Source organism: Variovorax sp. J31P207, assembly GCF_030316965.1.
GTDB lineage: Bacteria > Pseudomonadota > Gammaproteobacteria > Burkholderiales > Burkholderiaceae_C > Variovorax > Variovorax ginsengisoli_B.
In genome coordinates, this window is record NZ_JASZYN010000006.1 from 175,311 (window position 1) to 199,654 (window position 24,344).

Here is a 24,344-nt window from a genome sequence, read left to right on the forward strand (position 1 = left end):
TTTCACTCCCGAGGAAGAAGAAGACCATGAAACGCAAGACTTTCGTCCGGGGCCTGGCCCTGCCCCTGCTGGCCGCTGGCGGCCTGTTCGCCGCCGGCACCGGCCTCGTGCACGCCCAGGCACCGGTGGAACTCCAGTTCTACTACCCGGTGGCCGTCGGCGGCCCGATCGCCAAGACCATCGACGGCTTCGCGGCCGGCTTCATGAAGGAGAACCCGGGCGTGAAGGTCTCGCCGATCTACGCCGGCACCTACCAGGAGACCATCGTCAAGGCCCTGACCGCGCACAAGTCGGGCACGCCGCCGGTCACCTCGGTGCTGCTGTCGACCGACATGTTCACGCTGATCGACGAGGAGGCGATCGTGCCCTTCGACGACTTCGTGAAGACGGCCGAGGACAAGGCCTGGCTGGGCGGCTTCTACAAGGCTTTCATGATGAACAGCCAGACCGGCGGCAAGACCTGGGGCATTCCGTTCCAGCGCTCGACCGTGGTCATGTACTGGAACAAGGAACTGTTCAAGGAAGCCGGCCTCGACCCGAACAAGCCGCCGGCCACCTGGGCCGAGCTGAAGGACGCCGCCGCCAAGCTGACCAAGAAGGACGCCAGCGGCAAGGTCACGCAATGGGGGGTGCAGATCCCGTCGAGCGGGTTCCCCTACTGGCTGTTCCAGACCCTGACGACGCCGAACGACGCCATCCTCGCCAACGAGGCCGGCACCGCCGTGAAGTTCGACGATCCCAAGGTGATCGAAGCGCTTCAGTACTGGGTCGACCTCGGCAAGGCCGGCATCCACCCGCCCGGCGTGGTCGAGTGGGGCACCACGCCCAAGGACTTCTTCGAGAAGAAGGCCGCCATCATCTACACCACCACCGGCAACCTGACCAACATCAAGGCCAACGCCAAGTTCGACTTCGGCGTCGGCATGATCCCGGGCAACAAGCGCAAGGGCTCGCCCACCGGCGGCGGCAACTTCTACATCTTCAAGAAGTCGACGCCGGCGCAGCAGGACGCCGCCTTCAAGTTCGTCAAGTGGATCACCCAGCCCGAGCGGGCTGCGCAATGGAGCATGGACACCGGCTACGTCGCCGTCTCGCCGGCCGCCTACGAGACCGACACGCTGCGCAAGTACGGCCGCGACTTCCCCGCCGCACTGGTGGCGCGCGACCAGCTGCCGGTGTCGGTGGCCGAGTTCTCCACCCATGACAACCAGCGCGTGACCAAGGCGCTCAACGACGGGCTGCAGGCCGCGCTGACCGGCAGCAAGACGCCGGCGCAGGCCATGCAGGACGCGCAGCGCGAGGCCGACCGGATCCTGCGCGCCTCCAAGTGAGGCACGGCACCACCGCCGGCAGCAGCGCCGCCCGCGAGGCGGCGCACGCGTGGCTGCTCCTGTTGCCGGCGCTGGTGCTGCTGGTCGCGTTCACGCACTGGCCGGCCGTGTCGACCTTGGTCGACAGCTTCCATTCCACCCCCAAGGGCAGCCGCGCCGGCGTCTGGGTCGGGCTCGAGAACTACCAGGTCATGGTCGGCGACCCGGTGTTCTGGAAGGCGGTGCGCAACAACCTCTGGTTCGCGGGCGCGACCATTCCGCTGTCGATCGGGCTGGCGCTGGTGATGGCGCTGTGGGTCAACGAGCGCATCGCCGGCCGCGCCTTCCTGCGCATGGCCTACTTCACGCCGACGGTGCTGCCGATGATCGCGGTGGCCAACATCTGGCTGTTCTTCTACACGCCGCAATACGGCCTGCTGGAGCAGATCACCGGCGCGCTGGGCCTGCCCTCGCACAACTGGCTCGGCAGCCCGACGACGGCCCTCGGCGCCGTCACGCTGGTGGCGATCTGGAAGGAAGCGGGCTTCTTCATGATCTTCTACCTGGCGGCGCTGCAGACCCTCAATCCGAGCCTGCGCGAGGCGGCGGCGATCGAAGGCGCCTCACGCTGGTATTTCTTCCGCCGGGTGCAATGGCCGCTCTTGATGCCGACCACGCTGTTCGTGCTGGTGAATGCCTTCATCAACGCCTTCCGGATGGTCGACCACCTGTTCGTTCTGACCCGCGGCGGTCCCGACAACGCCTCGATCCTGCTGCTCTACCACCTGTACGAGGTGGGCTTCAGCTTCTGGGACACGGCCTACGCCTCGGCGATCACGGTGGTGCTGGTGGTGGTGCTGGCCGGCATCGCGCTGTTCCAGTTCTTCGTGCTCGACCGCAAGGTGCACTACAAGTGAGCGCGCCGACCCAACGCCTGGCCTACAACGAGCCGACGCTGCTCGACACGCTGGCCGCCTGGCTGCTCGCGCTGCTGTGGATCCTGCCGCTGGCCTACGCGGTCTGGACCGCCTTCCACCCGGCCGAATTCTCGACCCGCTTCGCGCTCGCGGCGCCGCTCACGCTCGACAACTTTCGCCGCGCCTGGGAAGCCGCGCCGTTCGCGCGCTACTTCCTCAACACCACGCTGCTGGTGGCGATGGTGCTGGTGGTGCAACTGGTGCTGGGCACGCTCGCGGCCTACGCCTTCGCGCGCTACCGGTTCAAGGGCCGCGGCATCGCGTTCGCCCTGGTGCTGGTGCAGTTGATGATCATGCCGGACATCCTCCTGGTCGAAAACTACAAGACCATGGCGAAGCTCGGCCTGGTCGACACGCTGCTGGCCATCGGCCTGCCCTACTTCGCCTCGGCCTTCGCGATCTTCCTCCTGCGTCAGACCTTCATGGGCATCCCGAAGGAGCTCGACGAGGCCGCGCGGGTCGAAGGCGCCAGCGCGCTGCAGACGCTGTGGCGGGTCTACGTGCCGCTCGCCCGGCCGGTCTACACCGCCTTCGCGCTGGTGTCGGTGAGCTTCCACTGGAATAATTTCCTCTGGCCGCTGATCATCACCAACAGCGTCAACGCGCGGCCGCTGACCGTGGGCCTGCAGGTGTTCTCGTCAGTCGACCAGGGCGTCGACTGGTCGGTCATCACGGCCGCCACCTTGATGACCTCGGCGCCGCTGCTGATCGCCTTCCTGCTGTTCCAGCGGCAGTTCGTGCAGAGCTTCATGCGCGCCGGCATCAAGTGAAAGCTCAATAGGACTTCGGCAGGCCGAGCACCTTCTCGGCGATGAAGCAGAGGATCAGCTGCGGACTCACGGGCGCCAGGCGCGGGATCCAGGCTTCGCGCAGGTAGCGTTCGACGTGGTACTCCTTCGCGTAGCCCATGCCGCCGTGCGTCAGGATCGCGTTCTCGCAGGCGCCATAGCAGGCTTCCGCAGCGAGGAACTTCGCGCTGTTGGCCTCGGCGCCGCAGGGCAGCTGCTGGTCGTAGAGCCAGGCGGCCTTCTGCACCATCAGGTGCGCCGCCTCGAGTTCCATCCACGACCTGGCCAGCGGATGCTGGATCGCCTGGTTCATGCCGATCGGGCGGCCGAACACTTCGCGCTCGTTCGCATAGTTGGCGGCGCGCTCCAGCGCGGCGCGGCCCAGGCCGATCGCCTCCGACGCGATCAGGATGCGCTCGGGGTTCAGGCCATGCAGGATGTAGGCGAACCCCTTGCCTTCCTCGCCCACCCGGTCCTCGACCGGGATGCGAAGGCCGTCGATGAAGACCTGGTTCGAATCGACGCACTTGCGGCCCAGCTTCTCGATCTCGCGGACCTCGACCTTCGAGCGGTCCAGGTCCGTGTAGAAGAGGCTCAGGCCCTCGGTGCCCGTGCAGTCCTCGACCGGCGTGGTGCGCGCCAGCAGCAGGATCTTGTTCGCGACCTGGGCCGTGCTGATCCAGACCTTCTGGCCGTGCACCACGTAGTGGTCGCCTTCGCGGACCGCCCGTGTCTTCAGCTTGAGGGTGTTCAGGCCCGTGTTCGGCTCGGTCACGCCGAAGCATGCGCGGTCCTTGCCCTGGATCAGCGGCGGCAGCCAGCGCCGCTTCTGCTCGTCCGTCCCGAAGACGACCACGGGATGCAGGCCGAAGATGTTCATGTGGACCGCGGACGCGCCCGACAAGCCCGCGCCGGTCGCGGAGATGGTGTGCATCATCAGTGCCGCGTCGCTGATGCCGAGCCCCGCGCCGCCATGCTCTTGCGGCATCGCGATGCCGAGCCAGCCCGACTCGGCGAGCGCGCTGTGGAAGTCGGCCGGAAAGCCGCCCTCGCGATCCTTGCGCAGCCAGTAGTCGGCATCGAAAGGCGCGCAGACCTTTTCGATGGCGTTGCGGATCTGTTCCTGCTCCGGTGTGAGGCTGAAGTTCATGGGGGTCTCCTGAATCAATCGTGGGCGGGCCGGCGAAGCTTGTCCGGCGACTCTGCGTAGGGCGGGCTGTAGATCACCAGCAGCCTGACCGGGGTGTCGCTGGTCACCTGGAAGACGTGCATGGCGTCGGCCGGAAAGAAGCAGGTGTCGCCGGCTGCCATGTCGAAGGCTTCGCCAGCCACCTCGACATGCGCGGTGCCCTCCAGCAGATGGCAGGCCTGCTCGACGCCCGGGTGCGCATGCGGCAATGCGCCGCCGCCCTTTTGCAAGGTGCCGAGCACCACTTCCATCTGGCGTGCACCCGTGGTTTCCGGGCCGATGAGGCGCTGATTGCTCGTGTGGTGGTGATTGGCGGGCCGGTAGCTCGGAACGTCCTGGCTGCGGACCAGGTACTTCGGTTTCATGATCGGATTCATGATCAGGTGCTCGGCGCCGTGCAGGCGCCGCTCGCCAGCAGGCCGCGGACCGCGGCATCCGAATAGCCGGCTTCGCGCAGCAATTCGACGGTGTGCTCTCCCAGTCGCGGCGCGGGCGCAGGCTCGCGCTCGGGAGGGGTCGCGGACCACTTCGTCGGCGGCGCCATCACGTGCAGCAGCCCCTCCGTCGGATGCAGGGTCTGGCGCAGGAAGCCGGTCGCACGCAGCTGCGCGTTCGCCAGCAGGTCGGCCGGGCTGTTCATCGGCATGTTGGGAACGTCGGCCGCATCGAGCAGCGCCCGCCACTCGGCCGTGGTGCGCGTGCGCATGATCCGCGAGACCTCGGCATAGACGGCGTCGATGTGGGCCGCGCGCGCACCGTGCGTCGCGAAGCGCGGATCGGCCCCGAGGCCCTCGCTCTCCCCGATGGCCTCGAAGAAGCTGCGCCAGTGCTTGTCGTTGTAGATCAGCACGCACAGACGCCCATCCCGCGTGGCGTACGGCTTCCTGTGGGGAGTCAGCAGCCGTGCATAGCCGGGCTCGCCCCGTGGCGGATCGAAGCTCAGTCCGGCCATGTGGTCGCCCAGGATGAACTGCGACATCGACTCGAACATGGGCACGCTCACCGCTTGCCCCTGCCCCGTCTGGCTGCGCGCATACAGCGCCGCGGTCACGGCGTAGACCGCATGCAGGCCGGTGACGCGATCGCAGAGCGTCGTCGGCGCATAGATCGGCTCGGGCGCGCCGTACTGCTGCATGAGCCACGGCACGCCCGTGGCGCCCTGGATCAGGTCGTCATAGGCCGGCCGCGCCGCATCGGGTCCGTCCTGGTCGAAGCCGCAGCAGTTCACGTAGATGATCCCCGGGCTGCGCTCCTTGACGGCTTCGTAGTGCAGGCCCAGGCGTGCCATCGCCTTCGGCCGCACGTTGCTGACGAGCACGTCGCAGCCCTCGGCGAGCTTCAGCACCGCCTCGCGCCCATCGTCGAGCTTGAGGTCGAGGGCGATGCTGCGCTTGCCTGCATTGGCGTGCAGGAAGATGTGCCCCATGCCGGGGTTCTTCATGGGCCCGACGTGGCGCATGTTGTCGCCCTCGCGGCTCTCCACCTTGATGACGTCGGCGCCCAGTTCGGCCAGGATCTGGGTCGCATACGGCCCCATGACCACCGAAGTCATGTCGAGCACGCGCACACCCGAGAGCGGGCCGCGGCGCGCGCGATCTGCTTGCTGCTTCATGGCTATTCCTGGCGAATGCCGGCCTGCTTGATCAGCGCGGTCCAGTGCGCGAGCTGGTCGGCCACGTACTTCGCGAAATCGTCCGGGCCGCTGCTGGGCCAGACTTCGAAGCCGAGCTGCGCGAGCTGGTCCTGCACTTCCTTTTCGGCCAGCACCTGCCGGAGCTCGGCGTCCAGCCGCTCCACGACGGGCCGGGGCATGCCGGCCGGCCCGAGGATGCCGTTCCAGGAGGTCAGGTCGAAGCCCTTGACCGTGTCGGCCACGGGCGCCACGCCGGGCAGCGACTTGACCGGCCCCCTGGTCGTCACCGCCAGCGCCCGGACGCTGCCGGCCTTGATCATCGACATGCTGGAGCCGAGGTCGGCGACATACATCTGCACCTGCCCGCCCATCAGGTCCGTCAAGGCCTGCGGGCTGGACTTGTAGGGTATGCCGAGCATGTCGATGCCGGCGATCCGCTTGATGGTCTCGGAGGCCGCCAGCGAGGTGCTGTTCGGCGTCGCATAGGAGAGCTTGCCCGGATTCGCCTTGGCGTAGTCGATCAGCTCCTTCATGCTGTTCACGGGCAGCTTCGAGCCCACGACCACCGCGAAGGGCAGCTCGCCCACGCGGGTGATCGGCGTGAAGTCCTTGATCGGGTCGTACTTCAGGGTGGCGAACAGTGCCGGGTTGGCCGAATGCGAAGTGTTCGTCGTCATGAACAGCGTGTAGCCGTCGGGCTTGGCCTTGGCGACGTACTGGGCGCCGATCTGGGCACTGGCGCCCGCCTTGTTGTCTACCAGCACCGGCTGCTTGAGCCGCTCGCCCAGCCGCTTCGCCACGATGCGCGCGACGGCGTCCGTGCCGCTGCCGGCCGCGAACGGCACCACCATCGTGATCGGCGCGGCGGGATAGTCCTGCGCGGCGGCAAGCGTCGAGCCGACGAGGGCCAGCAGCGCCAGGGCCCGTTGAAATGGATGCATGCGGTTGTCTCCTGTATGTCCGTCGTCTGGATTGCGACCTCCCGGATCTTGGAGACGATGATCATTTGCGTCCAATTCACATTGTGGCTGGATCGATTCATTTCTAGAATCGTTGCGGATGAAGCTGAATTCCCTCCGGTACTTCGCCGTGCTGGCCGAAGAACTCCATTTCGGACGCGCCGCCGACCGGCTGGCGATCACCCAGCCGCCGTTGAGCCTGGCGATCAAGGCGCTGGAGGAAGAGCTGGGCGTCCGGCTGCTGCTGCGCAGCAGCAAGCACGTCGAACTGACGCCGGCCGGTTCCGCCTTCCTCGAGGAAGCCCGCCAGATCCTGGATCGCGTCGCGCGGGCTTCGTCGATCGCCCTGGCCGTGGCCAGCGGCAGCCGCGGCCGGCTCGACGTCGGAATGGCCGGCTCCCTGGTCTACCGCGGCGTGCCGGCCATCGTGCAACGCTTCGACACCGACGCCCACGGCATCGAACTGATCCTGCACGAAATGTCGACCGCAGAGCAGCTCCAGGGCCTGCTGCACGGCCAGCTAGATGCGGGCTTTCTCAATGCCTTCGTCGTCCCGCCCCAGCTGCGCTCGCTGCCGCTGGTCGACGACGAGTTCGTGCTCTGCCTCCCGGCCGCCCACCGCTACGCCGGCGCGGAGGCAGTCGATCTCGGCGACCTGTGCGAAGAGCGCTTCGTGATGTTCTCGCGCGACGTGTCGCCGGCGAACTACGACAACGTGATCGCCATCTTCAGCCGCGCCGGCGTCCATCCGAAGACGGTCCATGCCGCACGCCAGTGGCTCACCATCGTGGCGATGGTGGCCGAAGGGCTGGGGGTGTCGCTGGTGCCGCGCTCGCTCGCGCGGTCGCGCGTCGACAACGTCCGCTTCGTGCCGTTCACGGGCGCCTCGGCCATCACGCCGGCCTTGCTGGTCTGGAATCCGGCCCGCACGAGTCCGGCCCTCGAGAAATTCGTCGCCAGCGCCGGCTCGACGATCGAGGGGCTGCGCGAAGCGATGCTGCCGATGCCGGGCCGCAAGCAGCAACAGGGTCGGCGCAACCTGATAAAACGCCCTCATCAACGCTGATGGGAACGCCATGAAACTCGTGACCTGGAATACCCAGTGGTGCCGCGGCCTCGACGGCGCCGTGAGCCCGCGGCGCATCGTCGACGGCGCGCGCGCGATGGCCGACTTCGACGTGCTGTGCCTGCAGGAGATCGCCTCGGGCTTCGAAGGCATGCCGGGCCAGCCCGGCGACCAGCCGGCCGAACTGCAGGCGCTGCTGCCGGGCTTCCGGCTGTTCTTCGGTGCCGCGGTCGACGAGTTCGATGCCGACGGCCGGCCGATGCGCTTCGGCAACCTGATCGCCACCCGGCTGCCGGTGTCCCGCGTCCAGCATCACCCCCTGCCGTGGCCGGCCGACCCGACCGTGACCAGCATGCCGCGCATGTGCACCGTGGTCACGCTCGCCAGCCCCGAACTGGGATCGCTGCGCGTGATGACCACCCACCTGGAGTACTACTCGCCAAACCAGCGCCTGGCCCAGGCCCGGGCCCTGCGCGCCCTGCATCTGGAGGCCTGCGAACAGGCCGCGGCACCGCCGGTCGACCCGCGCGAAGTCTCGCCCTTCCAGGCCAAGGCGCACACGCCGCAGGCGATCCTGTGCGGCGACTTCAACATGGCGGCGAGCGACCCGGCCTACGACGAGATCGTGCAGGCCTTCGTCGACCCGGCGCTGCCGGCCGGGGGCACGCCCGCAAGACGCCTGCAGGATGCCTGGCCGCTGGCCCACCCCGAGCGGCCGCACGACCCGACCTTCCGCCTGTTCGACCGCACCTACGGCCCCGACCCGATCGCCTGCGACTTCGTCTTCGTGAGCGATTCGCTGGCGCCGCGGGTGCGAAAGGTCGAGGTCGACCTGCAGACGCAGGCCTCCGACCATCAGCCGGTCATGATCGAATTCGGGGACTGATCACTCCCCCTGGATGCCTGCGGCCCGGATCACCTTGCCCCACTTGGCGACCTCGGCCGTCAAATGGCTGCGCAGCGCCTCGGGCGTGACCTTGTCCATCGGCACGATCTCCGAGCTCAGGTCGGCCAGGCGCTGCTTGACCACCGGGTCCTGCAGCGCCACGCGCAGCGCGGCGTTGATCTTGTCGATCACCGCCGGCGGCGTGCCCTTCGGCGCATAGACGCCGTGCCACACGCGCACGTCGAAGCCCTTCAGGCCCTGCTCGTCGAGGGTCGGGATGTTCGGCATCGTCGACAGGCGCTGGGGCGTGGTCACGCCGAACACCTTGACCCGGTTGCCCTCCTTGATCACCGGGGCGGTTTGCGTGGTCTGGTCGCACAGCAGGTCGACCTGGCCGCCCATCAGATCGTTGAGCGCCGGCCCGGCGCCCTTGTAGGGCACCGTGGTCAGCTCGACCCCGATCTGGCTCGTGAACAGCAGGCCGCAGAGCTGCGACACCGCGCCGATGCCGGCGTTGGCCAGCGACACCTTGTCCTTGTTGGCCTTGACGTAAGCCAGCAGTTCCTGGAAGTTGTTGGCCGGAAAGTCCTTGCGCGACAGCAGGGTCATCGGCACGTCGAGCACCTGCCCGACGTACTCGAAGTCTTTCAGCGGGTCGTACGACAGCTTCTTGTAGAGCGCCGGCGCGGTCGCCATGCCCATGTGGTGGATCAGGATGGTGTAGCCGTTCGGTGCCGCCCGCGCCACGCGCGCGGGCGCGATGGTGCCGCCGGCGCCGACCGTGTTCTCGACGATGACGGTCTGGCCCAGCGACTTGCCCATGGGGATCGCCAGCATGCGCGCGACCACGTCGGTGGGCCCGCCGGCCGAATAGGGCACCACCAGCGTGACGGGCTTGTCGGGCCAGGGGGCCTGCGCGGCGGCAGGTGCCTGGAGGGTGGCCAGGGCAACGCCCAGGGTGACGCCGATCAGCGCCTTCAGCTTCGTTTCCATGTTGTCTCCCGAGTGGAACGGGCATGGTCGACGCTGCGCCGGGATCGCGCAATCGGCGAATTCGGAAGGCGGGCTTCGGTTTTCGGAAACCCTGTGCAGGAATGCGCAGATCGCACCCTGCCCGGCGCTCACATGACGCCGAAAGTCGCCAGCGCCTCGCAGGCGCTCATGCCGCCGCGAATCGCGTCGGCCACCTTGTTCTCGGTGCGGACCTTGTCCAGGGCCTTGGCCACCGCCTCGCGCTCGACCGCGCGCGGGATCACCAGCACGCCCTCGCGGTCGCCGAACAGCAGGTCGCCGGGCGCGATGCGCACGCCCTCGATCTCGATCGTGCAGCGGTAGTCGATGACCTGCCCGCGCACGCCCTGGTCCTGCGCATAGGTGCCGCGGCAGAAGACATCGAAGCCGAGCCGCTCGATCTCGCCGGCGTCGCGCACGTAGCCGTCGAGGATCGCGCCCGCCGCCTTGAGATGCTGCGCCCGGGTCGACATCAGGCCGCCCCACAGCGCATAGCGCAGCGAGGCGCCGGTGGCGATGTAGATCTCGCCCGGCTTCAGGTCGTCGAGCGCCTCCAGCATCAGGCCGAAAGGCTTGCCCGACAGGGGCCCGGCCGAGCGCGTGCCGTCATTGACGACATCGGCCTCGAGCACCGGCATGGCACGGCCGACGATGCGCATCGATTTCTCGAGCGGCGCAATGCCGGCCGGCAGAAACTGGTGCTGCCAGCCCATGGTGTCGAGCACGTCGCCCACCGCGGCGACGAACAGCTCGTCGCGGATCTGGCGAAAGAACTGCGCGTCGTCCAAGACGCTCAGCGCTCGATCGTCAGGGCCACGCCCATGCCGCCGCCGATGCACAGCGAGGCGATGCCCTTCTTGGCGTTCTGCCGCTGCATCTCGTGCAGCAGCGTCACCAGGATGCGGCAGCCGGACGCGCCGATCGGGTGGCCGATGGCGATCGCGCCGCCGTTCACGTTGACCTTGTTGATGTCCCAGCCCATCTCGCGGTTCACCGCGCAGGCCTGGGCCGCAAAGGCCTCGTTGATCTCGAGCACGTCGAGGTCCTGCGGCTTCCAGCCGGCGCGCTGCAGCGCCTTCTGCGACGCCGGCACCGGGCCCATGCCCATGAAGGCCGGGTCGAGGCCGGTGCTGGCATAGCTGGCGATGCGTCCGAGCGGCTTCAGGCCCAGCGCGGCCGCCTTCTTGGCGGTCATGACCATCACGGCGGCGGCGCCGTCGTTCAGGCCCGAGGCATTGCCGGCCGTCACGCCGCCGGCCTTGTCGAAGGCCGGGCGCAGCGCCGCCAGGACTTCGGCCGTGCTCTTGCGGTTGATGAACTCGTCCTTGTCGAAGACGATCGGGTCGCCCTTCTTCTGCGGAATGTTGACCGCGACAATCTCGTCCTTGAACTTGCCGGCGTCCTGCGCCGCCGCGGCCTTGGTCTGGCTGCCGAGCGCGAGTTCGTCCTGCGCGGCACGGCTGATGTCGTACTTCTTGGCCACGTTCTCGGCCGTGATGCCCATGTGGTACTGGTTGTAGACGTCCCACAGGCCGTCGATGATCATCGAGTCGACCAGCTTCCAGTCACCCATGCGCTGGCCGTTGCGCGAGTTCGGCAGCACGTGCGGCGCCATGCTCATGCTTTCCTGGCCGCCGGCGATCACGATCTCGCTGTCGCCCGTGGCCACGGCCTGCGCCGCCAGCATCACGGCCTTGAGGCCCGAGCCGCAAACGGCGTTGATGGTCAGCGCCGGCGTCTCCTTCGCGATGCCGCTCTTGAGCAGCGCCTGACGCGCCGGATTCTGGCCGCTGCCCGCGGTCAGCACCTGGCCCATGATGACTTCGCCGATCTGGTCGCTGCCGACCTTGGCGCGCGCCAGCAATTCCTTGATCACGATGGCACCGAGTTCGGTGGCCGGGATGCTGCCCAGCGATCCGCCGAACTTGCCCACGGCGGTACGTGCGGCTGAAACGATGACGATGTCTTCCATGGTGTGCTCTCCGATGCGTGGATTGAAATGACGGAAAAAGTGAAGCTCAGGCTTTCGCCTTGACATAGCGGCCCGGCGCCGGCTCGCTCGCCTTGTAGGCGCTGCCTTTGCCATAAGCCTTGGGGGCAGCGATCTGCTTGCCCGCGTGGGTCTTCAGCCAGTCGGACCAGTCGGTCCACCAGCTGCCGGGATGCTCGGTCGCGCCGGCCAGCCACTCGGCCTGCGTCGCCGGCAGCTTGCCGTCGGCGCGGATCCAGTGGCTGCGCTTTTTCTTCGCCGGCGGATTGATCACGCCGGCGATGTGGCCCGAGGCGCCCATCACGAAGCGCTTCTTGCCCTTGAGCACCTGGGTCGAGGCATAGGCGCCGCCGATCGGCACGATGTGGTCCTCGCGCGAGCCGTAGATGTAGACCGGCGCCTCGATGGCGCCGAGGTCGACCTGCTCGCCGGCCACGGTGAGCGCGCCGGGCACCGCGAGCTTGTTCTCGTGGTAGGTGTTGCGCAGATACCAGCAGTACATCGGGCCCGGCAGGTTGGTGGCGTCGCTGTTCCAGTAGAGCAGGTCGAAGGGCGGAGGCGTCTCGCCCTTCAGGTAGTTGCCCACCACGTAGTTCCAGACCAGGTCGTTGGGCCGCAGGAAGCTGAAGGTGGAGGCCAGCTCGCCGCCCTGCAGCAGCCCGCCCTGCCCCATCTGCATTTCGCGGAACTTGACGAAGTTCTCGTCGATGAAGATGTCGAGCACCCCGGTGTCGGTGAAGTTGAGCAGGGTGGTCAGCAAGGTGACCGAGGCCGCCGGTTGCTCGCCGCGCGCCGCCAGCACGGCCAGCGCGGTGCTCAGGATGGTGCCGCCGACGCAGAAGCCGAGGGTGTCGATCTTGCCGCCCGCCTTGTCCTGGCCGGTGATCTCCTGGGTGACGTGGATCGCCTTGATGGCGGCGTCCTCGATGTACTGGTCCCAGGTGTAGTGCGCCATCGACGCATCGGGGTTGCGCCAGCTCACGACGAAGACGCGGTGTCCCTGCTCGACCGCATAGCGGATCAGCGAATTCTCGGGCTGCAGGTCGAGGATGTAGAACTTGTTGATGCACGGCGGCACCAGCAGCAGCGGCCGCTCGTAGACCTTGGCGGTCAGCGGCTTGTATTCGAGCAGCTGGAACAGGTCGTTCTCGAACACCACCGCGCCTTCGGTGGTGCCGACGTTGCGGCCGACCTCGAAGGCGCTTTCATCGGTCATGCTGACATGGCCCTGCTGCAGGTCGTGCAGCAGGTTCTGGATGCCCTTGGCGATGCTCTCGCCCTGGGTCTCGAGCGCCTTCTTCTGGGCTTCGGCGTTGAAGGCCAGGTAGTTGCTCGGCGCCGAAGCCGCCATCCATTGTTCGACCGCGAAGCGAAGGCGCGAGCGGGTCTTGGCGTCGGCTTCGACTGCGTCCGCCATGCCCATGAGGGTGCGGGCGTTCAGCAGGTAGATGGCGGCCGAGAAAGACGAGACCGGATTGCCGCCCCAGGCCGCGCCGGCAAAGCGCTTGTCGGCGCCGGCCTGCGCCGCGAAGCCGTTCTGCCAGAGCGCGCTGGCTTCGCTGACGTACTGCTCCTGCAGCTGGCGCAGCTTCTCGCCCGAGAACGACAGCTTGGGCATCTGGCTCCAGGGGGCGCCGGCCGAGGCCGTTCCCTGGGCGCCGAGCGACTGGAAGGATTCGAGGGCTTTCTCCCAGCCCTGCGTGAGCGCTTGCTGAAAGGGCGCGAAAGTCTCGGCCGCGGTGGCCTGTGCGTGTTTCATGATGTCTCCTGCTGCCTCGCCTCGTGCATACGGGTTTTGAGTATGCTGTATTCGCCAGGGCCCCACCAGCGCGGCCCGCCATACCTGCCTGAAAACATCATCTTCTATGCACCTCGTCGTGATCGCCTGGCTCTACGTGGCCCTGATGATGGCCATTGCGGAAGCCACCAACACCACCGGCACCGTGCTCGGCGCGATCGTTACCTTTGTACTCTACGGCCTTTTGCCGGTGGCACTGGTGGTTTACCTGATGGCCACGCCGGCCCGTCGCAGGGCGCTCAAGGCCCGCGAGGCGGCCGAGCGAGAGGCGGCCGTACGAACGCACGCAGAGGCGGCCAGGGGCCATTCAGAGGCGCCAGATGCAGGCGGCGAAGCGGCCGCTGGCCCGGTCGCGCCGGTGCGAGAAAAAACGTAACGGGTTGTGAACCGTGCACCAGGCTTCGCTGCCGTCGTTGCCATGAAGCCGCGCGACGCCCGCCGCCTGCAGCCGCTGGCGCGCCAGGCCGGCCAGGTCGGCCATCCACTTGCCCGGGGTTCCGGCGGGGCGGAAGCACCGGCTCGCCGCCGGTGAACCGGCGACGAAGGCCGCGCGCACTTCATCGCCGACCTCGAAGGCGTCCGGGCCGATGCAAGGCCCGAGCCAGGCCATGAGCGCCGGCGCGCCGCCCTCGCCCTCGAAGGCGGCGACGGTCCGTTCGAGCACGCCCGCGGCCAGTCCGCGCCAGCCCGCATGCGCGGCCGCCACGCGACGGCCTGCCGCATCGGCGAACAGCACCGGCAGGCAGTCGGCGACCATGATCGTGCAGGCGACGCCGGGCACGACGGTGGTGCAGGCGTCGGCGGCAGCGCCGTCGGCCGTCCGGCTGTCGAGCGCCACGAGCTCGGTACCGTGCACCTGCTGCAGGAACACCGGGTGCGCGCCGAGCGCTGCTTCGAGCCGCGCCCGGTTGGTCTGCACGCTGGCCGGATCGTCGCCGACATGGCCGCCCAGGTTGAGGCTCTGGCAGGCACCCGCCGAGACCCCGCCCTCGCGCGTGGTGCAGAGCGCCCGCACGCCGGCGGGCAGCGGCCAGTCGGGCACCAGCCAATCGGGCATGCTCACGCTTCGGCGTCGGGACAGCGCGAAGGCTGGGCCCGCTGGAAGGCATCGAGCTGCATGCAGGCCTCGAAGGCCGCCATGGTGCGCGGCAGGCCGCTGAAGTCGCAGTCGAAGCGCTGGCCGTTGAAGACCTGCGGCACCAGGCAGCAGTCGGCCATGGTGGGGGTGTCGCCGAAGCAGTAGGTGCTCGCGGGGTGCAGGGCCAGCTGGCGCTCGAAGGCCAGCATGCCTTCGCGCACCCAGTGGCGGTACCAGCCGTTCTTGGCGTCGTCGTCGAGCTTGAGTTCGCGCACCAGGTACTTGAGCACGCGCAGGTTGTTGAGCGGATGGATCTCGCAGGCGATCGACTCGGACAGCGCCCGGACGCGGGCCCGGCCGACCGGGTCGTGCGGCAGCAGCGGCGGCTCGGGCTGGATCTCGTCCAGGTATTCGATGATCGCCATCGACTGCGTGAAGCGCTCGCCGTCGTCCTCGAGCAGGGGCACCAGCATGTCGGGCGAGATCGCCGCGAAGGGGCCGGTCTTGTGCTCGCCGCGAGCGATGTGCACCGGGATGTACTCGTAGTCGAGGCCCTTGAGGTTCAGCGCGATGCGCACGCGGAAGGACGCGGAGGAGCGGAAATAGTTGTGCAGCTTCATCATCCGGCAAGCATAGCCGTGCCGCCTGCCCCCAGTCCCACTGCGGACAACCGGCGCCGCCCTCTGGCACACTTCCCGTTTCGCTGAAAAAGGACGCTTTTCCCATGACTGCCGAGTTTGTTTTCACCCCCCATCCGGTCGTGTCGATCCCGGTGGTCGGCCAGGCCGCGCGTTTTCCGGTGCACCGCATCTACTGCGTCGGCCGCAACTACGAAGAGCATGCCAAGGAAATGGGTTTCACCGGGCGCGAACCGCCCTTCTTCTTCATGAAGCCGGCCGATGCCGTGGTCGTGGTCGACGCCGGCGCGACCGGCCGCATGGACTACCCCACGCTGACCAAGAACCTGCACCACGAGATCGAGCTGGTCGCGGCCATCGGCACCGGCGGCCGGAACATCGCCGCCGCGGACGCGATGAAGCACATCTACGGCTATGCCGTCGGCCTCGACATGACGCGCCGCGACCTGCAGAACGACATGAAGAAGCAGGGCCGGCCCTGGGACATCGGCAAGAGCTTCGAGCAGAGCGCGCCGATCGGCCCGATCGTGCCGGCGGCCCAGGCCGGCGACATCGAGCACGCCGAGATCTCGGTGCAGGTCGGCGGGACCGACCGCCAGCGCAGCAACGTGAGCAAGCTGATCTGGAACCTGGCCGAGACCATCGAACACCTGTCGGCGGCCTGGGAACTGCAGCCCGGCGACCTGATCTTCACCGGCACCCCCGAGGGCGTGGCGGCGGTGGTCGCCGGCGATACGCTGGTCGGCGAGATCACCGGCCTGCCGTCGCTGACGGTCCAGATCGTCTAGCCACGCCCTGGTCACGCCCATGATCCTGCGCGTCCCCATCAAGCACTGCAAGAACTGCGGCACCGCCGTCGTCTACCGTCTGCCGGACGATGGCGACACCAAGGAGCGCGCGATCTGCCCGGCCTGCAGCACGGTCCACTACGAGAACCCGCTCAACGTGGTCGGCACGATCCCGGTCCTCGGCGATCGGGTGTTGCTGTGCAAGCGCAATATCGAGCCGCGCTGGGGCAAGTGGACCCTGCCGGCCGGCTTCATGGAACTCGGCGAGACCACCGAACAGGGGGCGGCGCGCGAGACCGACGAAGAAGCCGGCGCCGAGTACGAGATGGAGGGCCTGTTCGCCGTGATGAGCGTGGTGCGGGTCGGCCAGGTCCACCTGTTCTATCGGGCGCGGCTGCTGAGCGAGCGCTTCGACCCGGGCCACGAGACCATCGAGGCCCGGCTCTTCACCGAAGAAGAGATCCCGTGGGAAGAGATCGCCTTCCGCACCGTGCGCGAGGCGCTTCAGCGCTATTTCGAGGACCGCCGCCGGGGCAGCTTCGATCGCGTCCACACGGTGGACATCGCATGACGACGCGCCGCGGCTGGATGCCGGTCCTGCTGCTCGGCCTGGCGATGACGGCGGCAGCGGGCGCCCCGGCCGAGCCGGTGGGCGAGGTCGACACCGCCTTCAAGCTCATCGGCCCCGACCACAAGATCGTGGTCGAGGCCTACGACGACCCCAAGGTCAACGGCGTGACCTGCTATGTCTCGCGCGCCAAGACCGGTGGCGTCTCCGGCGCGCTCGGCCTGGCCGAGGACAAGTCCGAGGCCTCGATCGCCTGCCGGCAAGTGGGCCCGGTGAGCGTGACGCAGCCGCTGCCCAAGCGCGAGGAGGTCTACAGCGAGCGGCTGTCGATCCTGTTCAAGCGGCTGCGCGTGGTGCGGCTGGTCGACAGCAAGCGCAACACGCTGGTCTACCTGACCTATTCCGACCTGCTGGTCGATGGCTCGCCGAAGAACAGCGTCACCGCGGTGGCCATCGATCGGGCAACGCCGATCCCGATGAAGTAGCGCGAGGCGCCGGCGGATGAGCGACAACGCCCCCGGCAACGCCATTCGCGCCCTCTACGGTGCGCTCTGGCACTACGCCGAGGGTGCCCGGCCGCAACTGCTGGCCGCGACCGCGCTGCTGACCGGCTCGCAGCTGCTGCGGCTCACGATGCCCTGGCTGGCGGCGCAGGCCATCAACGCGCTGCAGACCGGCGACTTCGCCGGCTCCGGCCGCTGGATCGGGGCGCTGACGGCGGTCTATGTCGCCTCCTGGCTGGTGCACGGGCCGGGCCGGATCCTCGAACGCAACGTCGGCCTGCAGGTGCGCGAACGCCTGGCCGACACGCTCTACGCCCGGATCGCCGCCGCCCCGCTGGCCTGGCAGGACGGCCACCATTCTGGCGAGATGCAGCACCGCGTGCACCAGGCCAGCAAGGCCCTGTCGGACTTCGCGCAGAACCAGTTCGTCTACCTCACCAACATCGTCAACTTCATCGGGCCGCTGGTGGCCCTGACCCTGTTGTCGCGCGCGAGCGGCGCGATCGCCATCACCGGCTACGTGGTGATCGCCATCCTGGTGCTGCGTTTCGACCAGGCGCTGATGCGGCTGGCCCGCGCCGAGAACGACGCCGACCGCCGCTACGTGGCCGCCCTGCTCGACTTCCTCGGCAACGCCTCGACCGTGATCGGCCTGCGCCTGTCGGCCGCATCGCGCCTGCTGCTGGGCCGGCGCATGGCCGCGATCTCGGTGCCGCTGAAGCGCACCGTGGTGCTCAACGAAGGCAAGTGGTTCGCGGTCGACATCCTCGGCCTGGCGCTGACCTGGGGGCTGGTGGTGGTCTACGTCTGGCAGTCGCGGGCGCCGGGCCAGGCGGTGCTGCTGGGCGGGGTGTTCATGATCTACCAATACGCCCAACAGGCCGCGGGCGTGGTCTCCTCCATGGCCGCCAACTTCCAGTTCTTCGCCCGCATGCACACCGACTACACCAGTGCCGCACCGATCTGGCAGGCGCCCTCGCGGGTGCGGGATCTGGCCGAGGAAGCCATCGACCGCGATGCCGCCTGGCGCACGATCGCGGTCGAGCACCTGGTCTGGCGCTACGACCCGCGCGGCACGCCGGCGGCCACTCCAGAGCCTGCGCGCAGCGGGCTGCACGACGTCTCGCTGGCACTCGGCCGCGGCCAGCGCATCGCGCTGGTCGGCCCGAGCGGCGGCGGCAAGAGCACGCTGCTGCGGGTGCTGGCCGGCCTCTATGCGCCGCAGCAGGGTACGCTGGCGATCGACGGCCAGCCGCAGCCATGGCCGAGGCTGCGCAGCCTGGCGACGCTGATCCCGCAGGAGACCGAGGTGTTCGAGGCCAGCGTGCGCGAGAACCTCGGCTTCGGCCAGCCGGCGAGCGACGACGCGCTGCGCGCGGCGATGCACGCCAGCACCTTCGACGAGGTGCTGCAGGCCACGCACGGCGACCTCGACACGCCGCTGTCGGAGCGCGGCTTCAACCTGTCGGGCGGCCAGCGCCAGCGCCTGTGCCTCGCGCGCGGCGTGCTGGCGGCCCGGGGCAGCTCCCTGCTGCTGCTCGACGAGCCGACCAGCGCGCTCGACGCGGCCACCGAAGCACGGGTGCTCGAACGCATCGCGGCCGCATTTCCCGACGCCTGCATGGTCGCGTCGATCCACCGCCTGAGCCTGCTGGAGCGCTTCGACACGGTGGTGCTCATGGAGGCCGGCCGGGTGGTCGACGCCGGCCCGCGCGCAGCGGTCCTGGCGCGCCAGCCGCTGCTGCAACGCATGGTCGCACCTGCCCCGGCCGCCGCATGCTAAAACTGCAGTCCGGCCACGCGCCGGGGAACCCTTCGCCGCGATCACGTTCCATCCAAGCCATGCACATCCAGAATCCACTCTCTCGCGCCACCGTCATCGCGGCCGGCGCCGTCGCGATCGCCGCCTTGACGGCCTGTTCGACCCCGCCGCAGAGCACCAGCCCGCCCTTCTATCCGTTGCCGCCCTCGGGCCAGGCGGCGCCGCCCGCCGCGACGCCGCCGGCACCAAAGCCGCAGGCCATCTTCATCCGCCCGGCGCCCGGGCGCACCCTGTCCGGCTTCGACGGCACCCGCAACAAGGGCATGGACATCGCCGGCAACCTGGGCGACCCGGTGGTCGCCGCGGCCGACGGCCGGGTCGTGTACGTGGGCGGCGAACTGCGGGGCTACGGCAACATGGTCATCGTCCAGCACAACGACACCTTCCTGACCGCCTACGCCAACGCCAAGACCATCCTGGTCAAGGAGAAAGACGTGGTGCGCCAGGGCCAGAAGATCGCCGAGATCGGCAACAGCGACGCCGACCGCGTGAAGCTGCACTTCGAGATCCGCAAGCAGGGCGTGGCAGTGGACCCCGAGCCCTACCTGAACGGCACCTTGCGCTGACCCGCTGTAGGCGTCATCCGTCGTCGCAAGGCGATGTTCGCCGGGACTTTCTTTCGCTGCGCTGCAGTCCAATATGCAGCAAACGACAAGGAGCACCCGATGAACTGCGAAGCGATCCATTGCCCCGATTCGGGCACCGTCAGGTTCGCGATCTACCCTGATGGTTTTGACGGACCTCGCATCATCGCCCACATCTCGGAACGCGCCCTGTGCGAGCGCTTCGGCGCCGAGACGAATGAAGCCAGCCTGATCTCCGCCTGCCAGGCGAACTTCGGCCTCATCGAGGCCAAGGCCCTGGCGCGCTACGCGCTGCGGCCCGACATGGCGGTGCTGCTCGCGCCGGCGGACTTCGGCGCCGTCGATGCGCTCGCCGAAGCCCTCTGAGCCCCGCGTTCGGGTTGCTCAGTGCGGGACACCGCCGGTGATGCCGGCCATGCCGGTCGACTGGCCGATCGCCTCGGTGCCGGTGCCATGTGACGCCGCGACGGCTTCACGGTAGACCGCTTCGCGCGACACGCCCTGCGAGTTCACCATCGGCGCGGCGGTCGACTGGCCGATGGCCTCGGTGCCCTGTGCATGCGATGCGGCGATCGCGTCGGCGTCGACCTCCGGCTTGGCGGGCGAGTTCATCTGCAGCGGGTGGTAGTCCGATCCATCCGACTGGGCGTTGGCGCTGAGCGCGCCGAGCGTGGCGATGGCGCCGAAGACGCCCACGGCGAGACCCTTGATCAAAGCATGCATGCAACTCTCCTTCAGGCCCTGCCCCGTGCACGCCGACGCGGCGCCACGGAGGGCTTGCACGCACTCTAGGCGCCAAGAATGAGCCGGGAATGAGCGCCGCAGGGCCGCCGCGCTAGGAGTCGCGCTGCACCAGGTAGCCGACGCTGGCCCGCAGCCAGTCCAGGTCCGGGCTTGGAGCAACCCCTGCGAAGGCCGACAGATCGAACTCCTTGGCCGCCGCGTCGGCCAGCGCCAGCGCCGATTGACGCGCCCAGTCGATGCTGCCGGTGCCCGCCACGATGTCGTGCATGCGGAACACTTCGCGCGGCAGCCGGCGTTCGCGCGGACGCGACAGGAAGTTGCTCATCCAGTCGCGTTCGCCCCGGCTCGCGTGGGACAGCGCATGCGTCAGCACCAGCGTGCGCTTGCCCTCCCACAGGTCGCCGTCGATCTCCTTGCCATAGCGCGCCTCGTCGCCGCTCAGGTTGAGCACGTCGTCCGTGATCTGGAAGGCCAGGCCCAGCAGATAGCCGAAGCGATCGAAGCGGCCGAGATCCGGGTCCTCGGGGTCGGCCACCAGCGCGCCGATCCGCAACGGATGGATGAAGCTGTACCAGGCCGTCTTCTTCAACGCCAGACGCAGGTAGTCGTCGGTGCCGACCGAGAGGTCGTTGTCGCGCACCCAGCCCAGTTCCATTGCCTGGCCTTCGAGCGTCTCCATCAACATGTGGTCGATCTCGTCGAGGATGCGCAGCGCGCCGGCCGGTCCGAGGAACTCGCCGCTGCGGCGCACCAGCCGCATGGCCAGCGCGTTCATCGCGTCGCCCGTGTTCACGGCCAGCGGAATGCCGGCGCGCCGGTGCATGGTGGGCACGCCGCGCCGGAACTCGCTGCCGTCCTCGATGTCGTCGTGGACCAGGAAGGCGTTGTGCAGCATCTCGATGCCGGCCGCGGCGGGCAGCGCGTGCTCGACCCGACCGCCCAGCGCGCGCGTCGTCGCCAGGCACAGGGCGGGCCGCAAGCCCTTGCCCGAGCGCGACATGAAGTCCTTCACCAGCGCGTACAGGTGGGTCTGCGGCTCCCAGTCGGGCACGCCGGACTCGAGCGTCTGCGTGACCAGGCCGCGGTACCACGCCATCCGTTCGACGAAGCCGCCCGGCCCCGTGACGCCGCCGATGCCGGGCACGCGGTCGGTGACCCGAAGCACGTTGTCCAGCGGCGTGGGCACGTAGGCGGAGCCATGGCGCACCGCGGGATCGGCACCCAGCCCGGTGCCGGCACCGTCGATCGCCTGGTCCATCGCATCCAGCGCATCGGCCACCGGCATCGCGTAGGGGCGGATCGCCGCCATCAGCGGGCGTACCTGGTCGAGCAGCGGCGACGCCGCGCCCAGCGCCTGCAGCGCCACCTGGGTCAGCGAGGCGTCCCACGGCTGGCCGGCCCGGTGGCGCGCCGCGTCGTGCAGCCGCCAGGGGGTCAGCACCTCGACTTCCTGCAGCGGCCAGACCTCGCAGCGCGGGCCGGCGAATGCCGCGGCGTCGAGCAGCGCGTTCACCGCCCGCCGCGCCGCCTCGTTGGCCCCCTCCATCGTCGCCAGGTCGGTGTGCGTGCGCACGTAGTCGGACGCCAGGAACAGGTTCGACAAGCCGGTCGCCGCCTCGGGCCGCAGCGCCCAGGTATTGACCAGGTTCACCAGCAGCGGCTCGGCGTTCGCGAGGAAGCCGGGGCGGGTGGGATCGGGCGCGGTGTCGGAGTCGAGGAACCAGGAATGCAGGTCCTCGTCGCGCAGGATCTCCTGCGTGGCGTTGAGCGAGCGCTTGAGCTGCCGCCAGGTCTCGCGCGCGACCTCGTCGCGCGAGCACTGCATCGCCGGCCGTCCGTCCGAGCCCGGCGCGGTCCAGTCGGAGACATCGACCGAGATGATGTCCTTGACCTCGCCACAGGCCAGCATCGTCGGCACCACGCTGCGCCAGAACGGAAACTGCGAGATGCTTGTCAGGGCCCATTCGGAGTCGATGTGGATCACGTGCCCATGCACCTCGGGCACGTCGCGGTACAGGTAGTACTGCACGCCGTTCATCCATTCGACATTGGGTGCCAGCGTGCGCAGGTTGGCCAGCGACGGGTCGGCGGCCAGCAGGTCGTCGTTGACCAGCACCGCCATCCGCTCGAGCGGCACGGCGGCGATGTAGTGATCGCCCTGCACGACGGTGCGCACCCCCTGCTCCATCACCACGATGCCGCTCACCTTGTCGCCGGCGCACAGGATCTGCTCGACCTCGGCATTGAAGTGGTACTGCACGCCGCGCGCCTGCAGCCAGCTCAGCCACGGATCGATCCAGATCAGGTTGGTCGGGCCGTCCAGCACCCGGTCGGTCGAGCCGCCGGTCGGGTTGACGATCGTCAGCATCAGCTGCGCGAAGATGTCGCCGATGGTGCGGGCGCTGGCCCGCCGCGCCTTGGCCGCCACCAGCGAGCGCGTGATGCCGTCGCCGAGGAACTTCTGGTAGGCCGGCGAGCGCCCTTCGGCGCCGATGAAATCCCACCAGCTGATGCTCTCGTATTCGTCGAGCCGGCGCTGTTCGCACGAGGTCAGGATCTGCCAGATCCGGGAGCCGAAGAAGGCCAGGTCGTCGGGCGTGAGACCGGTCACCGGACCGAAGGCGAGCAGGATGTCGCGCAGCACCGTGCCGGCGTCGCCGGGTGTCTGCGGAAAGTTGGCCGGCACCTCGAAGGCCGGCTGGTCGTACTGCGTGAAGCCGACCCGCGTGGTCGCGACCAAGTGGTCCGCCACCGGCCGGCCGTCGAAGGACGGGATGCGCCGCATGGTGTCGACCACGTGCTTGTAGAAGCCCGGAAAGAAGCGAAAGCCATGCTCGCCCGGCAGCTGGTGTTCGATGGCGGCGACGCCGCGGTCGGCCAACTCGTGGCCGGCGCCGCCGTCTTCGCGGTCGCTCACCGGGATGCTGCGCGCCTTGCCGCCCGCGATGTCGCGGCGCTCGAGCACGACCACCTCGAAGCCGCGCTCGATCAACTCATGGGCGGCGCTCATGCCCGCCACGCCACCGCCGAGGATGACGACCCTTGCAGGCTTCATCTCAGGAGGTCTTGTTGGTGTCCGAATCCTTCGGCTTCTCGCCGACCTCTCCCGGTTTGTAGGGGGTCTCGTCTCCCTTGACCCTGATGACCTTGATGGCCGCTTCCTCCTTGATCCGCAGGACCAGCTTCTCGTAGACCCGGAAGACGAATTGCGGATCCGCCGTGACCTGGAGGAAATTGAGCGACACGTCGGTCGCCACGACCAGCTCGACCGGCGCCGCGCCCAGCGCAACCACCACGCCGGCGTCCTTGGGCAGCGTGGACGAGCGCAGCAACGGCCCGCCGCCGAGGAACGGAATGATGCGGTCCTGCGGCAGCACCAGCGATGACTTGTCGGGCGACTGCACCGCGGTGAAGAAATCATGGCCGAAGACGACGGCAAAGGGGCCGAAATGAGCCGCCGCCTCGAGATCGCCAATGCAGGCGGACACGGCAGTCACCAGACGGTTGCCCAGGCTTTCCGAAGGGACTAGCTCAACGTCGCGCGACCGGTCGCCATTGGCCTGCACCAGGCCCTTGGTGTACTCGCCGCCAAGCACCTGCGCCACCGGAGGCGCGTTCCAGGGCCGCGCGCTCTCCTTTGCCAGCCCGGTGAACACCACGCTGTCCTCCAGCCGCGCCAGCATGTTGGCCGCCCGCCGGAAGAGCTGCAGCGCGCTGTCCATGTCGGGGTCCGCCATCTGCGCGCCGCGCAGGAACACCCGCACCTGCAGCGTCGGCAGCTGGATCGTCGTCCTGTCCTGGATCTGGAGCCTCGCCCCCTCCCCGCTCCCGTAGCTGATCGTGTCGTTCGCCACGTAGTCGGTGCTGGCCGGCAAGGGCCCCACCAGGGGCAGGAAGTTGGCCGCAACCCGCGCCCTCGCCGCCTCCTCCTGGATCACCTTGCGCACCCGCGCCCACTGCTCGTCGGTCCATGGAACCTGCTGGTTGTTGTCCGCCATCTCAACTCCTCTGT

Annotated in this window: 25 protein-coding genes; 12 read left to right on the forward strand and 13 right to left on the reverse strand. The window is 68.6% G+C overall.

Going from position 1 to position 24,344, the window contains the following annotated elements:
• Positions 1 to 26: 26 nt before the first annotated feature.
• The 3 genes from QTI68_RS21390 to QTI68_RS21400 are packed head-to-tail and all read left to right on the forward strand — an operon-like array spanning position 27 to position 3,057.
• Positions 27 to 1,331, forward strand: coding sequence for an ABC transporter substrate-binding protein (locus QTI68_RS21390; RefSeq protein WP_286524253.1), 1,305 nt, complete (start codon positions 27 to 29; stop codon positions 1,329 to 1,331).
• On the forward strand, positions 1,328 to 2,227 hold the full coding sequence (locus tag QTI68_RS21395) for a carbohydrate ABC transporter permease (RefSeq protein WP_286524255.1): 900 nt from the start codon (positions 1,328 to 1,330) through the stop codon (positions 2,225 to 2,227). The genes QTI68_RS21390 and QTI68_RS21395 overlap by 4 nt, the downstream gene beginning before the upstream one ends.
• Positions 2,224 to 3,057: a carbohydrate ABC transporter permease gene (locus tag QTI68_RS21400; protein ID WP_503011720.1), complete on the forward strand. Its 834-nt coding sequence runs from the start codon at positions 2,224 to 2,226 to the stop codon at positions 3,055 to 3,057. The genes QTI68_RS21395 and QTI68_RS21400 overlap by 4 nt, the downstream gene beginning before the upstream one ends.
• 4 nt (positions 3,058 to 3,061) lie before the next feature.
• Here QTI68_RS21400 and QTI68_RS21405 read toward each other — a convergent pair whose 3' ends face one another.
• From QTI68_RS21405 to QTI68_RS21420, 4 genes are read right to left on the reverse strand one after another with little or no spacing between them, the layout of a single operon-like run.
• Positions 3,062 to 4,225: an acyl-CoA dehydrogenase family protein gene (locus QTI68_RS21405; protein WP_286524258.1), complete on the reverse strand. Its 1,164-nt coding sequence runs from the start codon at positions 4,223 to 4,225 to the stop codon at positions 3,062 to 3,064.
• Between the two features lie 14 nt (positions 4,226 to 4,239).
• Positions 4,240 to 4,629 carry a cupin domain-containing protein gene (locus tag QTI68_RS21410; RefSeq protein WP_286367371.1) on the reverse strand — a complete coding sequence of 130 codons (390 nt, stop codon included), beginning with the start codon at positions 4,627 to 4,629 and terminating at the stop codon, positions 4,240 to 4,242.
• Positions 4,630 to 4,643: 14 nt separating this feature from the next.
• Positions 4,644 to 5,876, reverse strand: a complete 1,233-nt coding sequence (locus QTI68_RS21415) for a CaiB/BaiF CoA transferase family protein (protein ID WP_286524260.1) — start codon at positions 5,874 to 5,876, stop codon at positions 4,644 to 4,646.
• Between the two features lie 2 nt (positions 5,877 to 5,878).
• Positions 5,879 to 6,838: a Bug family tripartite tricarboxylate transporter substrate binding protein gene (locus QTI68_RS21420; RefSeq protein WP_286524263.1), complete on the reverse strand. Its 960-nt coding sequence runs from the start codon at positions 6,836 to 6,838 to the stop codon at positions 5,879 to 5,881.
• 118 nt (positions 6,839 to 6,956) lie between these two features.
• Between QTI68_RS21420 and QTI68_RS21425 the strand changes: the two genes are divergently transcribed.
• Positions 6,957 to 7,922, forward strand: coding sequence for a LysR family transcriptional regulator (locus QTI68_RS21425; RefSeq protein WP_286524266.1), 966 nt, complete (start codon positions 6,957 to 6,959; stop codon positions 7,920 to 7,922).
• 10 nt (positions 7,923 to 7,932) lie between these two features.
• Positions 7,933 to 8,808 (forward strand): endonuclease/exonuclease/phosphatase family protein, encoded by an 876-nt coding sequence (locus QTI68_RS21430; protein WP_286524269.1) that lies wholly within the window; start codon positions 7,933 to 7,935, stop codon positions 8,806 to 8,808.
• Here the strand turns inward: QTI68_RS21430 and QTI68_RS21435 are convergent, their stop codons facing one another.
• The 4 genes from QTI68_RS21435 to QTI68_RS21450 form a co-directional block, all read right to left on the reverse strand.
• On the reverse strand, positions 8,809 to 9,801 hold the full coding sequence (locus QTI68_RS21435) for a tripartite tricarboxylate transporter substrate-binding protein (RefSeq protein ID WP_286524272.1): 993 nt from the start codon (positions 9,799 to 9,801) through the stop codon (positions 8,809 to 8,811).
• A 128-nt stretch (positions 9,802 to 9,929) separates the two neighbouring features.
• Entirely contained in the window at positions 9,930 to 10,607 is a 678-nt protein-coding gene (locus QTI68_RS21440; RefSeq protein WP_286524274.1) for an RraA family protein, read from the reverse strand.
• Between the two features lie 5 nt (positions 10,608 to 10,612).
• Positions 10,613 to 11,791 carry an acetyl-CoA C-acetyltransferase gene (locus QTI68_RS21445; RefSeq protein ID WP_286524276.1) on the reverse strand — a complete coding sequence of 393 codons (1,179 nt, stop codon included), beginning with the start codon at positions 11,789 to 11,791 and terminating at the stop codon, positions 10,613 to 10,615.
• A gap of 46 nt (positions 11,792 to 11,837) precedes the next feature.
• Positions 11,838 to 13,568: a PHA/PHB synthase family protein gene (locus tag QTI68_RS21450; RefSeq protein WP_286524277.1), complete on the reverse strand. Its 1,731-nt coding sequence runs from the start codon at positions 13,566 to 13,568 to the stop codon at positions 11,838 to 11,840.
• A gap of 106 nt (positions 13,569 to 13,674) precedes the next feature.
• Between QTI68_RS21450 and QTI68_RS21455 the strand changes: the two genes are divergently transcribed.
• Complete coding sequence (locus tag QTI68_RS21455; RefSeq protein WP_286524278.1) at positions 13,675 to 13,983, forward strand: hypothetical protein; 309 nt, start codon at positions 13,675 to 13,677, stop codon at positions 13,981 to 13,983.
• On the opposite strand, the gene pgeF is transcribed toward QTI68_RS21455, so the two are convergent.
• Positions 13,915 to 14,664: a peptidoglycan editing factor PgeF gene (pgeF, locus tag QTI68_RS21460; RefSeq protein WP_286524281.1), complete on the reverse strand. Its 750-nt coding sequence runs from the start codon at positions 14,662 to 14,664 to the stop codon at positions 13,915 to 13,917. The genes QTI68_RS21455 and pgeF overlap by 69 nt on opposite strands.
• Positions 14,665 to 14,666: 2 nt before the next feature.
• Positions 14,667 to 15,305, reverse strand: coding sequence for a maleylacetoacetate isomerase (gene maiA / locus QTI68_RS21465; protein ID WP_286524864.1), 639 nt, complete (start codon positions 15,303 to 15,305; stop codon positions 14,667 to 14,669).
• Positions 15,306 to 15,409: 104 nt separating this feature from the next.
• Here maiA and QTI68_RS21470 point away from each other — a divergent pair, with 104 nt between their 5' ends.
• From QTI68_RS21470 to QTI68_RS21495, 6 genes are all read left to right on the forward strand, one after another.
• Positions 15,410 to 16,111 carry a fumarylacetoacetate hydrolase family protein gene (locus QTI68_RS21470; protein ID WP_286524283.1) on the forward strand — a complete coding sequence of 234 codons (702 nt, stop codon included), beginning with the start codon at positions 15,410 to 15,412 and terminating at the stop codon, positions 16,109 to 16,111.
• A gap of 19 nt (positions 16,112 to 16,130) precedes the next feature.
• Positions 16,131 to 16,682 carry an NUDIX hydrolase gene (locus QTI68_RS21475; protein WP_286524285.1) on the forward strand — a complete coding sequence of 184 codons (552 nt, stop codon included), beginning with the start codon at positions 16,131 to 16,133 and terminating at the stop codon, positions 16,680 to 16,682.
• Positions 16,679 to 17,164 (forward strand): CreA family protein, encoded by a 486-nt coding sequence (locus QTI68_RS21480; protein WP_503011721.1) that lies wholly within the window; start codon positions 16,679 to 16,681, stop codon positions 17,162 to 17,164. The genes QTI68_RS21475 and QTI68_RS21480 overlap by 4 nt, the downstream gene beginning before the upstream one ends.
• 16 nt (positions 17,165 to 17,180) lie before the next feature.
• The gene (locus QTI68_RS21485) at positions 17,181 to 18,965 is read left to right on the forward strand and encodes an ABC transporter ATP-binding protein (RefSeq protein ID WP_286524287.1); all 1,785 of its coding nucleotides are present in this window, start codon (positions 17,181 to 17,183) and stop codon (positions 18,963 to 18,965) included.
• A gap of 59 nt (positions 18,966 to 19,024) precedes the next feature.
• Positions 19,025 to 19,570 carry a murein hydrolase activator EnvC family protein gene (locus QTI68_RS40340; protein ID WP_286524289.1) on the forward strand — a complete coding sequence of 182 codons (546 nt, stop codon included), beginning with the start codon at positions 19,025 to 19,027 and terminating at the stop codon, positions 19,568 to 19,570.
• Between the two features lie 99 nt (positions 19,571 to 19,669).
• Complete coding sequence (locus QTI68_RS21495) at positions 19,670 to 19,954, forward strand: hypothetical protein (protein WP_286524292.1); 285 nt, start codon at positions 19,670 to 19,672, stop codon at positions 19,952 to 19,954.
• A gap of 18 nt (positions 19,955 to 19,972) precedes the next feature.
• Here QTI68_RS21495 and QTI68_RS21500 read toward each other — a convergent pair whose 3' ends face one another.
• The 3 genes from QTI68_RS21500 to QTI68_RS21510 all read right to left on the reverse strand — a co-directional run bounded on the left by QTI68_RS21500 (position 19,973) and on the right by QTI68_RS21510 (position 24,330).
• Complete coding sequence (locus tag QTI68_RS21500) at positions 19,973 to 20,311, reverse strand: hypothetical protein (protein WP_286524294.1); 339 nt, start codon at positions 20,309 to 20,311, stop codon at positions 19,973 to 19,975.
• Positions 20,312 to 20,423: 112 nt separating this feature from the next.
• Positions 20,424 to 23,387 (reverse strand): FAD-dependent oxidoreductase, encoded by a 2,964-nt coding sequence (locus QTI68_RS21505; RefSeq protein ID WP_286524296.1) that lies wholly within the window; start codon positions 23,385 to 23,387, stop codon positions 20,424 to 20,426.
• A 1-nt stretch (position 23,388) separates the two neighbouring features.
• Complete coding sequence (locus QTI68_RS21510; RefSeq protein ID WP_286524299.1) at positions 23,389 to 24,330, reverse strand: encapsulin; 942 nt, start codon at positions 24,328 to 24,330, stop codon at positions 23,389 to 23,391.
• Positions 24,331 to 24,344 lie beyond the last annotated feature (14 nt).

What these genes read in the sequence shown, in the direction of transcription:
- QTI68_RS21390 (WP_286524253.1), top strand. Translation starts at nt 27, where the DNA reads ATGAAACGCAAGACTTTCGTCCGGGGCCTGGCCCTGCCCCTGCTGGCC.
- QTI68_RS21405 (WP_286524258.1), bottom strand. Translation starts at nt 4,225, where the DNA reads ATGAACTTCAGCCTCACACCGGAGCAGGAACAGATCCGCAACGCCATC.
- QTI68_RS21410 (WP_286367371.1), bottom strand. Translation starts at nt 4,629, where the DNA reads ATGAAACCGAAGTACCTGGTCCGCAGCCAGGACGTTCCGAGCTACCGG.
- QTI68_RS21415 (WP_286524260.1), bottom strand. Translation starts at nt 5,876, where the DNA reads ATGAAGCAGCAAGCAGATCGCGCGCGCCGCGGCCCGCTCTCGGGTGTG.
- QTI68_RS21420 (WP_286524263.1), bottom strand. Translation starts at nt 6,838, where the DNA reads ATGCATCCATTTCAACGGGCCCTGGCGCTGCTGGCCCTCGTCGGCTCG.
- QTI68_RS21425 (WP_286524266.1), top strand. Translation starts at nt 6,957, where the DNA reads ATGAAGCTGAATTCCCTCCGGTACTTCGCCGTGCTGGCCGAAGAACTC.
- QTI68_RS21430 (WP_286524269.1), top strand. Translation starts at nt 7,933, where the DNA reads ATGAAACTCGTGACCTGGAATACCCAGTGGTGCCGCGGCCTCGACGGC.
- QTI68_RS21435 (WP_286524272.1), bottom strand. Translation starts at nt 9,801, where the DNA reads ATGGAAACGAAGCTGAAGGCGCTGATCGGCGTCACCCTGGGCGTTGCC.
- QTI68_RS21445 (WP_286524276.1), bottom strand. Translation starts at nt 11,791, where the DNA reads ATGGAAGACATCGTCATCGTTTCAGCCGCACGTACCGCCGTGGGCAAG.
- QTI68_RS21450 (WP_286524277.1), bottom strand. Translation starts at nt 13,568, where the DNA reads ATGAAACACGCACAGGCCACCGCGGCCGAGACTTTCGCGCCCTTTCAG.
- QTI68_RS21455 (WP_286524278.1), top strand. Translation starts at nt 13,675, where the DNA reads ATGCACCTCGTCGTGATCGCCTGGCTCTACGTGGCCCTGATGATGGCC.
- pgeF (WP_286524281.1), bottom strand. Translation starts at nt 14,664, where the DNA reads ATGCCCGATTGGCTGGTGCCCGACTGGCCGCTGCCCGCCGGCGTGCGG.
- maiA (WP_286524864.1), bottom strand. Translation starts at nt 15,305, where the DNA reads ATGAAGCTGCACAACTATTTCCGCTCCTCCGCGTCCTTCCGCGTGCGC.
- QTI68_RS21470 (WP_286524283.1), top strand. Translation starts at nt 15,410, where the DNA reads ATGACTGCCGAGTTTGTTTTCACCCCCCATCCGGTCGTGTCGATCCCG.
- QTI68_RS21475 (WP_286524285.1), top strand. Translation starts at nt 16,131, where the DNA reads ATGATCCTGCGCGTCCCCATCAAGCACTGCAAGAACTGCGGCACCGCC.
- QTI68_RS21480 (WP_503011721.1), top strand. Translation starts at nt 16,679, where the DNA reads ATGACGACGCGCCGCGGCTGGATGCCGGTCCTGCTGCTCGGCCTGGCG.
- QTI68_RS21485 (WP_286524287.1), top strand. Translation starts at nt 17,181, where the DNA reads ATGAGCGACAACGCCCCCGGCAACGCCATTCGCGCCCTCTACGGTGCG.
- QTI68_RS40340 (WP_286524289.1), top strand. Translation starts at nt 19,025, where the DNA reads ATGCACATCCAGAATCCACTCTCTCGCGCCACCGTCATCGCGGCCGGC.
- QTI68_RS21495 (WP_286524292.1), top strand. Translation starts at nt 19,670, where the DNA reads ATGAACTGCGAAGCGATCCATTGCCCCGATTCGGGCACCGTCAGGTTC.
- QTI68_RS21500 (WP_286524294.1), bottom strand. Translation starts at nt 20,311, where the DNA reads ATGCATGCTTTGATCAAGGGTCTCGCCGTGGGCGTCTTCGGCGCCATC.
- QTI68_RS21505 (WP_286524296.1), bottom strand. Translation starts at nt 23,387, where the DNA reads ATGAAGCCTGCAAGGGTCGTCATCCTCGGCGGTGGCGTGGCGGGCATG.
- QTI68_RS21510 (WP_286524299.1), bottom strand. Translation starts at nt 24,330, where the DNA reads ATGGCGGACAACAACCAGCAGGTTCCATGGACCGACGAGCAGTGGGCG.